This window comes from Rhizobacter sp., from assembly GCF_035702065.1.
Taxonomy (GTDB): domain Bacteria; phylum Pseudomonadota; class Gammaproteobacteria; order Burkholderiales; family Burkholderiaceae_C; genus Rhizobacter.
The window spans coordinates 1-13193 of the sequence record NZ_DASSRA010000049.1 but is presented as its reverse complement, the minus strand read 5'-3'; the positions used below and the strand labels follow the sequence as shown (position 1 = coordinate 13193).

Sequence of the window (13193 nt, the reverse complement as noted above, 5' to 3'; positions counted from 1 at the left end):
ATGCTGGCTGGCCTGGGTGTCCACGACCTGCCGCTCTTCGTGGTGGCGGGCCTGCTGCTCAACCTCACGCCCGGGGCCGACCTGCTTTACGTGGCCGGCAACACGGCTGCCGGCGGGCGGCGGGCAGGCATGCTGGCGGCGCTGGGCATCGGCGTTGGTTGCCTGTTCCATGTGACGCTGGCGGCACTGGGTCTGTCGGCTTTGCTCGCGGCTTCGGAGCTGGCCTTCACGGTGGTGAAGTGGCTGGGTGCGGCCTACCTGGTGTGGATGGGCATCGGCATGTGGCGCACCCGCGGTGCGGCAACGGCCGGATCCACCGCGTACGACCCGCGGCGCGTGTTCTGGCGCGGGGCGCTGACCAACGCGCTCAACCCCAAGGTCGCCTTGTTCTTCCTGGCCTTTCTGCCGCAGTTCATCACACCCGGTAGCAGCCACCAGGCGCTGGCCTTCGCCCTCTTGGGGCTGGTGTTCACCGTCAACGGCACCCTGGTCACGCTGGCCATGGCATGGCTGGCCGGCACGGCGCGCGAGCGGTGGGCGGGCCGAGCAGGCTCGGGCCGGTTGGGCCCTTGGCTGCAGCGGGTGGCGGGCGCGCTGTTCGTCGGGCTGGGCGTCAAGCTCGCCCTCGGCAGCCGCTGAGCTCTTGTCGACGCTTCTCTTTCTCGATCGCAGGAACCACAACAACATGAAATGGCTTCGTCGCACCGCCTGGGGTGTGCTGCTGGTGCTGGTGGTGGGGGCCGCCGCACTGTGGATCTACAGCCGCCGCGTGCTGCCGGTGACGCAGGGCACGATCACCCTCTTGCAAGGCCCCAAGGCCGAGGTGCGCATCGAGCGCGACGCCGACGGCATCCCGACCATCAAGGCCGCCTCGCGCGAGGACGCGATGTTCGGCCTGGGCTACGTGCATGCACAAGACCGGCTCTGGCAGCTCGAGACGCACAAGCGCATTGCCTCGGGCCGTCTGGCCGAAGCATTTGGCGAGTCGGCGCTGGAGACCGACAAGTTCCTGCGCGCGCTGGGCGTGCGCCGCACCGCGGCGGAGCAGTACGCGCAGGTGAGCGCCCCGTCGCACGCCGCACTGACGGCCTACGCGGCTGGCGTCAACGCCTTCGTGCAGAACGAGATGAGCGCGCGGCCGCCCGAGTTCATGCTGCTGGGCGTGCAGCCCGAGCCCTGGGTGCCCGAAGACAGCATGGCCTGGGCCACGATGATGGCCTGGGACCTGGGCGCCAACTGGTCGGCCGAACTGCTGCGCCTGCGCCTGTCGCTCAAGCTGCCGGTCGAGCGCATCAACGAACTGCTGCCGCCATACCCCGGCGACAAGCCGCTGGCCACGGCCGACTACGCCGCGCTGTTCCGCGGGCTGGGACTGAGCGGCAGCATCGGCCAGCAGGCGCTCAACGCCGCGCCCGAGTCGGGCGTGGAGGGCGTGGGCTCCAACAACTGGGTGGTGCATGGCTCGCACACCGAATCGGGCAAGCCGCTGCTGGCCAACGACCCGCACCTCAAGCTCTCGGCTCCCGCCCTGTGGTACTTGGCGCGCATCGACGCACCGGGCTTCAAGGTGGCCGGTGCCACCATGCCGGGCTTGCCCTTCGTGGTGCTGGGCCAGAACGAGCACATCGCCTGGGGCTTCACCAACACGGCGCCCGATGTGCAGGATCTTTACATCGAGCGCATCAAGCCCGACGACGCCACGCAATACCAGACACCCACCGGCTGGGCCGAGTTCACGAGCTTCACCGAGACCATCAAGGTCAAGGGCAAGCCCGACGTGACGCTGGTCGTGCGCAGCACCCGCCACGGGCCGGTGATCTCGGACGCAGGCGGCTCGCCCACCGTGGGCCTCACCGGGCCGGCCTCGCAGCCAGCTTATGCATTGGCGCTGCGCTGGACGGCACTCGACATCGACTCCGGCACCATCGACGCCGGCATCGAGTCGAACACCGCCCGCAGCGTGGCCGAGTTCGTCGCGGGGTCCGCCAAGAGCCTCGCGCCCATGCAGAACATGGCGGTGGCGGACGACCAGGGCCACATCGGCGTGGTCTCGGCCGGCCGCGTGCCGGTGCGCAAGCCCGAGAACGACCTGAAGGGCCTGGTGCCGTCGCCCGGCTGGGACGCACGCTACGACTGGGCCGGCGTGCTGGAGCCGACCTGGACGCCGCGCGAGATCGACCCGCCTCGCGGCTGGATCGCCACCGCCAACCAGCGCATCCACCCGGCCGACTACCCGCACTTCCTGACCAGCGAATGGGCGCCACCCTACCGGCAGCAGCGCATCGAAGAGTTGCTGGCCGCGCGCCCCAAGCACACCCTGGAGAGCCTGCGCGCCATCCAGGCCGACGTGCATTCGGCCGCCACGTTGCGGCTGGTGGCGCGCCTGCGCAAGGCCACGTCCACGCACCCGCTGGCCGCCGCCGCGCAGCGCGAGCTGGCCGCCTTCGACGGCAGCATGGCCGCCGACAAGGCCGCACCGCTGATCGCCTGGGCCTGGACGCGGCAGCTGATGCAAGGCGTCTTCCGCGACGAGATGGGTGACCCGCTGTACGAGCGGCAGGTGGCTGTGCGCAGCTTCCGCGAGGGGCTGGAAGGTGTGCTGACGCGCAGCGACGCCTGGTGGTGCGACGACAAGGCGACGCCCGCGGTCGAGACCTGCGACGACCAGGTCAACGCCGCCTTCACCCGCGCGCTGGAGGAGCTGCAGGCTGCACAGGGTGCTGACGTCTCCAAGTGGCAATGGGGCAGGGCGCACCAGGCGCGCTCGGAGCACCGGCCCTTCAGCCGGGTCAAGCCGCTCAGCCGCTGGTTCGAACTGCGTACGCCGGTGGGTGGCGACACCTACACCGTCAACGTTTCGCGGGTGAGCCTGCGGGCCGACCCGACCACCGGCGAGTTCTACCTCGACGAACACGGCCCCTCGTTCCGTGCGCTCTACGACCTGGCCGATCCGGCCAAGTCGCGCTTCATGCATTCGAGCGGGCAGTCGGGCATCGTGTTCTCACCGCTGTACAGCGCCTTCGTCGAACGCTGGGCCGGGGTGCGGGACGTGCCGGTGTGGGGCGGCGAAGCAAAGCGGACCTTGGTACTCCAGCCACGGCCCTGACCCAGACCCAGACCCTCAAGGGAACTCATGCGTTCATCAGGACATCGCGTTCTCATCACCGGCGGCAGCAGAGGCATTGGCCTGGCCCTGGCTCGGCGCTTCCATGCGAATGGCAACAGTGTGCTGCTGGTCGGGCGCGACGAGGCGGCGCTGGCTGCGGCCGTGGCGAACATGCCGGGGGCCCGCTACCGCGTGGCCGACCTCACCCATGCGCAGGACCGGGAGGCCTTGGTGCGCGAATGCAGCGACGTGTCGGTGCTCGTGAACAACGCGGGTGTGCAGGTCAACGGCGAGTTCCGCCAGTTGCCGGCCGAGCGCATCGACTCAGAGCTGCAGTTGAACCTATTCGCGCCCTTGCAGCTCACCCATGCCTTGCTGCCCACGCTGGCCGCGGCGCCGGAGGCGGCAGTGATCAACGTCACTTCGGTGCTGGCGCTTGTGCCCAAGCCCTCGGCCGCGGTCTACTGTGCCAGCAAGGCGGCACTGCACAGCTTCACCCAGGCGCTGCGTTGGCAGCTGGAGGGCACGCCGGTGCGCGTCTTCGAGCTGATGCCGCCCCTGGTGGACACGGCCATGACCACAGGCCGCGGCAGCGGCAAGCTGGCGCCCGAGGCGGTGGCCGCGGCCTTCTGGCAGGGCTACCTGCGCGACCAGGCGACCATCAAGGTCGGCAAGGCCAAGGCGGCCAGCGTGCTGGCGCGTGTGGCACCGTCGGTGGCCGAGAGGATCATGCGCAAGGGGTGAATCATGCAGGGTCTCGAGGACGACAACCTGGCGCTGGTCCGGGCCTATCTCCAGGCCCTGGAGGCTGGTGCGATCGGAGATCAACTGGCCCGGTTCTTCACACCCGATGCGCGCCAGATCGAACTTCCCAACCGGCTCAACCCCGGCGGCGGGAGCAGCGACCTCGCCACGCTGCTGAAGCGTGCGGAACAAGGGAAGGCGCTGCTGCGCAGTCAGCACTACGAGATCAAGTCCGAGATCGCACAGGCCCAGCGCGTGGCTGTCGAAGCCACATGGACGGGCATCCTGGCCGTTCCGCTCGGCACGCTGGCGGCAGGCGCCACGATGACGGCGCATTTCGCTATGTTCTTCGAGCTCAGCGAAGGCCACATCCGTGTGCAGCGCAACTACGACTGCTTCGAGCCGTGGTGAGCAGGCACGCCTGCTACGAGGTCGCTGGCAAGGTGTAGTCGAAGGTGTAGAGGTGCTTGCCATCGACGATGTCGATGGCAAGCCGGCCCGCGAGGCCGGTGAGTTCACCGGTGCCTGAATCGGGAACCACGTTCACGTCGAGCTGGGGTGTGCCGCGGTCCATCACGCCGGTGTGCTGCAGCATGAAGCTGCCGCTCTTGCCGTGCAGCGTGCCAGACACCCGCTCGATGGCCACGTAGCCGGCCGAGCCCTTGACGGCGGTCATCGCGGCCAGCATCTCGCCTTGGCTGCTGCCTTGCAGATCGCCGCTGAAGACCTTGTCGATGGACATGCGGCCCACACCGGCATCGGCATGCACCGGCGTCTGCGGCGTGAGCTTCACTTCGAAGGAACCAGTGGCGCGTGTGCTCATGATCTGAAGCTTTCAGACGTGGCCGAACAAGGCCTTGCGTTGCGCGGTGTAGCTCCACCACGGCGCCGGGGCCGCGCCGCCCATGAAGTCGGTGGCCGCCATGAAGGTATCGAGCACGCACGGGTCGTGCCGCTGCCCGGTGACGGCGCACAGCGTCTGGTAGAGCACGAAGGCGTCTTTGCCGCGCAGTTGATGGGGATGGTCGATGCCGATCAGGCGCAGGTCTTCGGCGAGTGCCGGGCCGATGTTGGGCAGCTGTTCCAGCTGCTCGCACTCATCGGCGCTGTGGGCCTTGGGTGACTTGATGGAGGCTGATTTGCGTGGCGCCATGCCTGCCTCACATCAGCATGTTGTTGCGAATCAAGCCCACGGCCAGGCCTTCGAGTTCGAAGTCGACGTCACCGAAGGGGATGACGATGGGCTGGAAGTCGGGGTTCTCGGGCAGCAGTTCGATGCTTGTGCGGGTGCGCTTGAAACGCTTGACGGTGACCTCGTCGCCCAGGCGGGCCACGACGATCTGGCCGTTCTTGGCGTCTTTGGCCTTCTGCACGGCGAGCAGGTCGCCATCCATGATGCCGGCGTCGCGCATGCTCATGCCCTTGACCTTGAGCAGGTAGTCGGGCCGGCGCGGGAACATGCTGGCTTCCATCAGGTAGGTCTGGTCGATGTGTTCCTGCGCGAGGATGGGGCTGCCGGCGGCCACGCGGCCCACAAGCGGCAGCGTGAGCTGCGACAGGCTGGGCAAGGGCAGGCTGAACTGCTTGCCGCGGCTCTCGTTGAGCGCACGCAATGTGTCAGACTTCAAACGGATGCCGCGCGAGGTGCCGCCCACGAGTTCGATCACGCCCTTGCGGGCCAGGGCTTGCAAGTGTTCTTCGGCCGCGTTGGCGGAGCGGAAGCCCAGTTCGGCAGCGATCTCGGCCCGCGTGGGCGGGGCGCCGGTGCGTTCGATGGCGCTTTGCACCAGGTCGAGAATCTGCTGCTGGCGTTCGGTGAGTTTGGGCGCTTCGTACATGGCGATCCTTGTGGGCACGGGGTGCGCTCAGCGAGGCTGAGCATCCATCCAGTGGCTGTATTTTCATCCAGCTTCGACAAAAATGCAAAAGACTGCGCGTGTGATCGTGGTGTTGGGGACGGGCGGCACCATTGCCGGCACGTCGGCCGTGGCGGGCGACAACGTGGGCTACACCGCAGCGCAACTCGGTGTGGCGCAACTCGTGGCGGCCGTGCCCGAGTTGGCCCAGCAGACGCTGGAGTGCGAGCAGGTCGCCCAACTCGACAGCAAGGACATGGGCTTTGCGGTGTGGCGCGCCTTGGCCGTGCGCGCGGCGCACCACCTGGCACGCGACGAGGTCGCCGGCATCGTGGTGACGCACGGCACCGACACGCTGGAGGAAACCGCCTACCTGCTGCATCGCGTGCTGGCGCCTGCCAAGCCGCTGGTGTTGACAGCCGCCATGCGCCCAGCCACCTCGCTGCAGGCCGACGGCCCGCAGAACCTGCTCGATGCTGTGCGTGTTGCCGGGCATGCCGGCGTGCAGGGCGTGCTGGTGGTGGCGAATGGGCAGTTGCACGGCGCGCGTGAAGTGCGCAAGGCCCACACCTACCGGCTCGATGCCTTCGATTCAGGCGATGCCGGTCCGCTGGGCGTGATCGAGGAAGGGCAGCTGCGCCTGTGGCGCGGCGTGCGCGCCGAGCCTGCCGTGGGCCTGCAGTGGCTGCCTGCGGAAGAAGCCGCCTGGCCGCAGGTGGAGATTGTGACCAGCCACGCCGGCGCCAGCGGTGCGCTGGTGCGCGCGGCGTGCGAGCTGGGCGTGCAAGGCCTGGTGGTGGCTGCCACCGGCAACGGCACCCTGCACCATGCGCTGGAAGACGCGCTGCTGGAGGCGCAGGCCCAGGGGGTGACCGTGTGGCGCAGCAGCCGCTGCGGTAACGGCCGGGTGATCGAAGGGGCCGACGACGCGCTGCCGTCGGCCGGTGACCTCACGCCGGTGAAGGCGCGGGTCGAGCTGATGCTTCAGCTGCTCAAACCACCGTCAGCGTGACGTCGATGTTGCCGCGGGTTGCGTTCGAATACGGGCACACCTTGTGAGCAGCAGCGACCAGTGCCTCGGCCTGGGCCTTCTCGAAGCCCGGGATCGTGATGGCCATCGCCACCTGGATGCCGAAGCCGCCAGGGATGGGGCCGATGCCCACGTCGGAGGTGATCGACACGTCATCGGGCAGCTTGATCTTCTGGCCCGCGGCCACGGCCTTCATCGCGCCGATGAAGCAGGCCGAATAGCCGGCAGCGAACAGCTGCTCGGGGTTGGTGCCGCTGCCGCCAGCGCCGCCCAGTTCACGCGGGGTGCTGAGGTCGACCTGGAGGGCGCCGTCCGAGGACTTGGCGGTGCCGGTGCGGCCGCCGGTGGCGGTGGCGTGGGCGGTGTAGAGGACTTTCTCGAGTGCCATGGTGAGCTCCGTTCAGGGGTGGTTGGTCAGTGGGTCAATGCGTCGGTGAGGACGCGTCTTCTGCAGCGCCCAGCAGCTGCGTGCGCAGCTCCTGCAGGCGTTGTACGAGGCTGGCGAGTTCGCGCGCATCGCAGCGCGTGGCCTCGGCCAGTTCAAGAGGGATGCGACGTGCCTTCTGGCGCAACGCGCGGCCTTCGGGCGTGAGGCTCACCAGCACGCGGCGCTCGTCTTCGGCGGCGCGCTCGCGGCGGATCAAGCCGGCCGTTTCCATGCGCTTGAGCAACGGGGTGAGGGTGCCGGAGTCGAGGAACAGGCGCTCGCCCAGTTCGCCGACGGCGAGGCCATCGCGCTCCCACAGCACCAGCAGGGCCAGGTACTGCGGGTAGGTGAGCCCGAGCGGCGCCAGCAGCGGCTTGTACAGCTTGGTCATGGCCAGCGAGCTGGAGTACAGCGCGAAGCAGAGCTGCTGGTCGAGCTGCAGCCAGTCGGGCTGTTCGTCGGTGCGTCGGGTCGTTGGCATGGACGAGACTTTAATCGAATGTTGGCAATTAAATTGTGTGCAATGTAATTGCCCTGCCGGCCGCAGGGTTGAACCGGGGTGGCCGCACGCGGGGCCAGCGGGTATGGTGGATTCATGACCGACACCTACACCGAAGCTGCACTGGCCGCCGCCCGCACGGTGGCCGCGTTCAACGCCGACCAGCCCGATGCGGATGCGAGCGACCCGCGTCGCCTGGGCTGGATGCGCGGTGCGCCGCCCTCCGCCGAGAAGCGCATGCTTTTCGCCGACAACAGCCGCAACCGCTTTCCGCAGATCCGCTGGTCGTTCAGCCACCAGCGCCACTTCCTGCCGACGAGCGAGGTGTGGCGCGGTGAGGGGCCGGTGTCGGCCCTGCCGCGCGCGCCGCGCAGCCTCGATGGCCTGCGCTTCACGGCCATCGGCGCCTCGTCGCCCATGGGCTGGGAGCAGGGCCTCAAGGCGACCTGGACGGATGGCGTGCTGGTGCTGCACAAGGGCCGCATCGTCGACGAGCGCTACTTCGGTGCCTTGCAGCCGCAGTTGCCGCACCTGGCGATGTCGGTCACCAAGTCCTTCGTCGCGACCATCGCGGCCAGCTTGGTGGCTGAAGGCGCGCTCGACGAAACCAAGCGCGTGGATCACTACGTGCCCGAGCTCGCGGCCAGCGGGTTCGGCGACGCCACGGTCCGACAGCTGCTCGACATGCGCACCGGCATTGCCTACACCGAGGACTACCTGGACCCCGACTCCGGTGCCGTCCGCCTGGGCCGTGCCATCGGCCTCGCGCCGCGCCAGCCCGGCGATGCGGCATCGCTCACCGACTACCTGTGCACGGTTGGCAAACAGGGTGCACACGGCCAGGCCTTCGCCTACAAGACCGCCAACACCGACGTGCTGGCCTGGGTGCTCAAGCGCGTGACGGGCCTGACGCTTGCCGAGTTGCTGGAGCAGCGGCTGTGGTCACCGCTGGGCATGGAGTTCGACGCCTACTTCGCCATCGACGCCTGGGGCACCGAGTTCGCCGGTGGCGGGCTCAACCTCGCGCTGCGCGACATGGCGCGCTTCGGCGAGGCCATGCGCTGCGAGGGTGTGTTCAACGGGCGTCAGGTGGTGCCGGCCAGCGTGGTGGCCGACATCCGCCGCGGCGGCGAGCGAGGGGAGTGCGCTCGCGCGGGCTTCCCCATCCTGGACGGATGGAGCTACCGCAGCATGTGGTGGGTCTCGCACAACGCGCACGGTGCCTTCATGGCGCGCGGCATCCACGGCCAGGCGATCTACGTGGACCCGGCGGCCGAGCTGGTCATCGCGCGCTTTGCCTCTCACCCTGGCGCGGGCAATGCCTTCAACGACCCGGTGTCGCTGCCGGCGTATCACGCGGTGGCGCTGGCGCTCGGAAGCTAGTTCGCGCTGAGCTCGTCGATCTGCGTCGTCAGCTCCAGCCAGCGGCCTTCGGCGACCTCGGTGTCGTCGGCGATCTGCTTGAGGCGCTTGCCTTGCTCGACGCGCTGGGCTGGCGTGAGGTCAGGGCGGGCAGATGCCGTCTCGATGTTGCCTTTCTCCTGGGTCAAGGCCGCGATGCGCTTCTCGATGACTTCCAGTTCCTTGCGCAGCGGCTTGGTCTGTTCGGCTGCCTTCTGGCGCGACTGCGCGGCAGCCTTCCGGTCTTCGGGCTTGGGCGCTGCTTCGGCGGCCTTCTTCGCCTTCACCTTGGCGTTGCCGGCTTCGCGCGCGGCCTTGGCCATCTCGCGCGAGGTTTCGAGCAGCCACTTCTGGTAGTCGTCGAGGTCGCCATCGAAGGGCTTGACCGTGCCTTCGCTCACCAGCCAGAACTCGTCGCACACCTCGCGCAGCAAGGCGCGGTCGTGGCTGACCAGCATCACCGTGCCTTCGAACTCGTTGAGCGCCATGCTCAGGGCTTCGCGCGTGGTGAGGTCGAGGTGGTTGGTCGGTTCGTCGAGCAGCAAGAGGTTGGGGCGCTGCCACACCAGCATGGCCAGCACCAGGCGCGCCTTCTCGCCGCCGCTGAGCGAGCCCACGGCCTGCGAGACCATGTCGCCGACGAAGCGGAAGGAACCAAGGAAGTCGCGCAGCTCCTGCTCGCGCGCCTGCGGGCCCACGTCGCGCGCGAGGCGGATCATGTGCATCAGCGGGCCGTCGTCGAGCGAGAGAACGTCGAGCTCCTGCTGGGCGAAGTAGCCGATCGACAGGCCCTTGCCTTCGGTGACTTCGCCCGAGATCAGCGGGATCTCGTGCGCGATGGTCTTCACCAGGGTCGACTTGCCCTGGCCGTTGGCACCCAGGATGCCGATGCGCTGGCCGGCCAGCACCGAGCGGTTGATGTCCTTCACGATGGCCGTGCCGTTGTAGCCGCAGCACATCATCGAGAAGGCCAGCATCGGGTTGGGCAGCGAGACAGGCTCGCGGAACTCGAACTGGAAGTCGCTGCTGGTGAGCACCGGGCCCAGCTTCTCCATGCGGGCCAGCGCCTTCACGCGGCTTTGCGCCTGCTTGGCCTTGCTGGCCTTGGCCTTGAAGCGGTCGATGAACTTCTGCAAGTGGGCCATGCGCTCCTGCTGCTTGGCGTAGTTGGCCTGGGCCTGCAGCAGGCGCTCGGCGCGCATCTCTTCGAACGCGGTGTAGTTGCCGGTGTAGCGGGTGAGTCGGGTCTCGTCCAGGTGCAGCGTGACCTTGGTGATGGCGTCGAGGAACTCGCGGTCGTGGCTGATCACGAGCATGGTGCCTTCGTACTTCTGCAGCCAGGCTTCGAGCCACACAAGGGCGTCCAGGTCCAGGTGGTTGGTGGGCTCGTCGAGCAGCATCAGGTCGGCCGGGCACATCAGCGCACGCGCGAGCTGCAGGCGCATGCGCCAGCCGCCTGAGAAGCTGTTGACCGGGTCGTCGAGCTGGTCGACGCGAAAGCCCAGGCCCATCAGCAGGGCCTGCGCCCGGGGGCGCGCCTCGAAGCCGCCGGCTTCGGCGATCTCCTGGTGTGCCTCGGCCATGGCGTGGCCGTCGTCGGCCGCCTCGGCGGCGGCCAGGGCCGCATTGGCTTCCATCAGGCGGGTGTCGCCTTCGAGCACGAACTCGGTGGCGCCCTGGTCGGTCTCGGGCATGTTCTGCGCCACCTCTCCGACACGCCAGCGAGGTGGGATCGAGACGTCGCCCGCGTCCGACTGCAGACGGTTCCTGAGCAACGAAAACAGCGACGACTTGCCTGCGCCATTGCGGCCGATGAGGCCGATCTTCTCGCCGGGCTGCAGGGTGACGCTCGCGTCCTGCAGCACGATCTTCGTGCCGCGGCGCAGGGTGACGTTCTTGATGACAATCATGATGAAATCGAATCTATTTCTCTGAAACCGCAACGATCATGACCCGAGGCCTGACCACTCAAATCCTTCATGCCGACCGGCTGGCCGGTGTGGAGCATGGCGCCACCCACAAGCCTTTGCACGTGTCAGCGGCATTCGGCTACGACACGGCCGCCGAGCTGATGGCCGTGTTCCAGGGCGAGCGCAGCGGGCACGTGTATGCCCGCCAAGGCAACCCCACCAGCCATGCGCTGGAGAACAAGATCACCCTGCTCGAAGGCGGCGTCGGCACCGTGAGCTTCGCCACCGGCATGGGGGCCATCGGCTCGCTGCTGTTCGCCTTGCTGAAACAGGGCGACCACATCGTGGCCAGCCAGTTCCTCTTCGGCAACACCGCCAGCCTCCTGCAGACCATCGAGGCACTGGGTTGCTCGGTGTCGCTGGTGGATGCCACCGACGCCGCGCAGGTGGCCCAGGCCATCACCCCGAAAACCCGTATTGTCTTCGTAGAAACGATTGCCAACCCCAGAACCCAGATTGTCGACTTGGATGCCATTGGCAAACTGTGTGCAGAACGTGGGCTTCTGTACGTGGTCGACAACACCATGACCACGCCGCATCTGTTCCGCCCGTCGCAGTTCGGGGCCGGCCTGGTGATGAACTCGCTCAGCAAGTCGATCAGCGGCCACGGCAACGTGCTGGGTGGCGCGATCACCGACACGGGCCTGTTCGACTGGGCCAGCTACCCCAACATCCAGGCCTCGTACAAGAAGGGCGCGCCCAAGACCTGGGGCCTGCTGCAGATCCGCAAGAAGGGCTTGCGTGACATCGGCGCCACCCTGAGCGCCGAAGCCGCACACCGCATCGCCACCGGCGCCGAGACGCTGGCCCTGCGCCTGGACCGCGCCTGCGACAACGCGCTGAAACTGGCCACCTGGCTGAGCGCGCAGCCGGGCGTGCAGGCGGTGCACTACCCGGGGCTCCCGAATCACCCGCAGCACGAGCAGGCCAAGCGCTGGTTCCGGGCCTACGGCGCGCTGATGAGCTTCGAGCTGAAGGAAGGGCACGACATGGCGGCCTTCCTCGACGCGCTGGAACTCGTCATCAAGTCGAGCCACCTGGGCGACAACCGCACGCTGGCCATCCCCGTGGCGCAGACCATCTTCTGGGAAATGGGCCTGGAGAAGCGCCGTCGCATGGGCATCTCCGAGTCGCTGGTGCGGCTCTCGGTGGGAATCGAAGACTACGTCGACCTGCAGGCCGACTTTGCGCAGGCGCTCGCCAGGTTCTAGCGTGCCCAGCGCGCGAGGGCGTCGCGCGTCACCAGCAGCACCTGGTCGGCACCCGCGCTGGTGTCGAGCCAGGCCACTTCGAGCTTGCGGAAGGCGTGCTCGAAGTGCGCACGTTCGTTGCCGATCTCCAGCACCAGCACGCCGATGGGGCTCAGGCGCGAGGGGGCGTCCTTCAGGATGCGGCGCACCAGGTCCATGCCGTCGTCGCCTCCGGCCAGCGCAAGCTGGGGCTCGTGCAGGTACTCCTTGGGCAGCTCGCGCATGCTCTGCGTGTTGACGTACGGCGGGTTGCAGACGATCAGGTCGTAGGGGCCTTTCACATCATCCAGAAGGTCCGACTTGACGAGCGTGATGCGCTTGCTCAAGCGGTGCTTGTCGATATTGATGCGGGCGATGGCCAGCGCATCGTCGGAGATGTCGGCCGCATCGACCTTCACCTCCGGGTAGGCCATGGCGGCGATCACGGCCAGGCTCCCGTTGCCGGTGCACAGGTCGAGCACGCGGTGGGTTTCATCCGACAGCCAGGCGTCGAGCGTGCCTTCGCCCTCGCCATCGGCCAGCAGCTCGGCGATGAAGGAGCGCGGCACGATGGAGCGCTCATCGATGTAGAAGGGCACGTTCTGCAGCCAGGCTTCCTTGGTGATGTAGGCGGCCGGGCGGCGCGTGTCGATGCGCTCGGTGATCACGGTGTCGATCTTGGCGAGCTCTTCGGTGGTGAGTACGCGTTTGGCGTGCGGCTCCAGTTCGTCCAGGGGCATGCCGAGTGCCCACAGCACCAGCCACGCCGCCTCGTCGAACGCGTTGGTCGTGCCGTGCCCAAATGAAACGCCCGCCTGTTTGAGGCGGGCGGCTTGCGCGGTGATGAGTTCGATGAGGGTCACGTCAACAGTCTTTCCAGCACGCCGCGGTAGATGTTCTTCAAGGGGTCGATGTCGGCGACCGCGACCCA

The 13193-nt window shown here is 67.9% G+C and carries 14 protein-coding genes; 7 read left to right on the top strand and 7 right to left on the bottom strand.

Annotated elements, in window-relative coordinates; all coding sequences use genetic code 11:
- The 4 genes from VFL64_RS02260 to VFL64_RS02245 are packed head-to-tail and all read left to right on the top strand — an operon-like array spanning position 1 to position 4261.
- The gene (locus tag VFL64_RS02260; RefSeq protein WP_489538756.1) at positions 1-639 is read left to right on the top strand and encodes a LysE family translocator; all 639 of its coding nucleotides are present in this window, start codon (positions 1-3) and stop codon (positions 637-639) included.
- Positions 640-685: 46 nt separating this feature from the next.
- Complete coding sequence (locus VFL64_RS02255; protein WP_489538755.1) at positions 686-3106, top strand: penicillin acylase family protein; 2421 nt, start codon at positions 686-688, stop codon at positions 3104-3106.
- A gap of 27 nt (positions 3107-3133) precedes the next feature.
- Entirely contained in the window at positions 3134-3850 is a 717-nt protein-coding gene (locus VFL64_RS02250) for an SDR family oxidoreductase (RefSeq protein ID WP_489538754.1), read from the top strand.
- A 3-nt stretch (positions 3851-3853) separates the two neighbouring features.
- Positions 3854-4261: a nuclear transport factor 2 family protein gene (locus tag VFL64_RS02245; protein ID WP_489538753.1), complete on the top strand. Its 408-nt coding sequence runs from the start codon at positions 3854-3856 to the stop codon at positions 4259-4261.
- A 13-nt stretch (positions 4262-4274) separates the two neighbouring features.
- Here the strand turns inward: VFL64_RS02245 and VFL64_RS02240 are convergent, their stop codons facing one another.
- Genes VFL64_RS02240 through lexA form a run of 3 tightly spaced genes read right to left on the bottom strand, consistent with a single transcriptional unit; the run spans position 4275 to position 5688 of the window.
- The gene (locus tag VFL64_RS02240; RefSeq protein ID WP_489538752.1) at positions 4275-4673 is read right to left on the bottom strand and encodes a DUF3224 domain-containing protein; all 399 of its coding nucleotides are present in this window, start codon (positions 4671-4673) and stop codon (positions 4275-4277) included.
- Between the two features lie 12 nt (positions 4674-4685).
- Positions 4686-5003: a helix-hairpin-helix domain-containing protein gene (locus VFL64_RS02235; RefSeq protein WP_489538751.1), complete on the bottom strand. Its 318-nt coding sequence runs from the start codon at positions 5001-5003 to the stop codon at positions 4686-4688.
- A gap of 7 nt (positions 5004-5010) precedes the next feature.
- Positions 5011-5688: a transcriptional repressor LexA gene (lexA, locus tag VFL64_RS02230; protein WP_489538778.1), complete on the bottom strand. Its 678-nt coding sequence runs from the start codon at positions 5686-5688 to the stop codon at positions 5011-5013.
- An 82-nt stretch (positions 5689-5770) separates the two neighbouring features.
- Between lexA and VFL64_RS02225 the strand changes: the two genes are divergently transcribed.
- The gene (locus VFL64_RS02225) at positions 5771-6718 is read left to right on the top strand and encodes an asparaginase (protein WP_489538750.1); all 948 of its coding nucleotides are present in this window, start codon (positions 5771-5773) and stop codon (positions 6716-6718) included.
- On the opposite strand, the gene VFL64_RS02220 is transcribed toward VFL64_RS02225, so the two are convergent.
- Complete coding sequence (locus tag VFL64_RS02220; RefSeq protein WP_489538749.1) at positions 6699-7124, bottom strand: organic hydroperoxide resistance protein; 426 nt, start codon at positions 7122-7124, stop codon at positions 6699-6701. The genes VFL64_RS02225 and VFL64_RS02220 overlap by 20 nt on opposite strands.
- 34 nt (positions 7125-7158) lie before the next feature.
- The gene (locus VFL64_RS02215; protein WP_489538748.1) at positions 7159-7644 is read right to left on the bottom strand and encodes a MarR family winged helix-turn-helix transcriptional regulator; all 486 of its coding nucleotides are present in this window, start codon (positions 7642-7644) and stop codon (positions 7159-7161) included.
- A 114-nt stretch (positions 7645-7758) separates the two neighbouring features.
- Here VFL64_RS02215 and VFL64_RS02210 point away from each other — a divergent pair, with 114 nt between their 5' ends.
- Positions 7759-9045, top strand: coding sequence for a serine hydrolase domain-containing protein (locus VFL64_RS02210; RefSeq protein WP_489538747.1), 1287 nt, complete (start codon positions 7759-7761; stop codon positions 9043-9045).
- Here VFL64_RS02210 and VFL64_RS02205 read toward each other — a convergent pair.
- Positions 9042-10973 carry an ABC-F family ATP-binding cassette domain-containing protein gene (locus tag VFL64_RS02205; protein WP_489538746.1) on the bottom strand — a complete coding sequence of 644 codons (1932 nt, stop codon included), beginning with the start codon at positions 10971-10973 and terminating at the stop codon, positions 9042-9044. The genes VFL64_RS02210 and VFL64_RS02205 overlap by 4 nt on opposite strands.
- A gap of 38 nt (positions 10974-11011) precedes the next feature.
- Here VFL64_RS02205 and VFL64_RS02200 point away from each other — a divergent pair, with 38 nt between their 5' ends.
- Positions 11012-12244 (top strand): cystathionine gamma-synthase family protein, encoded by a 1233-nt coding sequence (locus VFL64_RS02200; protein ID WP_489538745.1) that lies wholly within the window; start codon positions 11012-11014, stop codon positions 12242-12244.
- On the opposite strand, the gene prmB is transcribed toward VFL64_RS02200, so the two are convergent.
- Positions 12241-13125 (bottom strand): 50S ribosomal protein L3 N(5)-glutamine methyltransferase, encoded by an 885-nt coding sequence (prmB, locus tag VFL64_RS02195; RefSeq protein ID WP_489538744.1) that lies wholly within the window; start codon positions 13123-13125, stop codon positions 12241-12243. The genes VFL64_RS02200 and prmB overlap by 4 nt on opposite strands.
- Between the last annotated feature and the right edge of the window lie 68 nt (positions 13126-13193).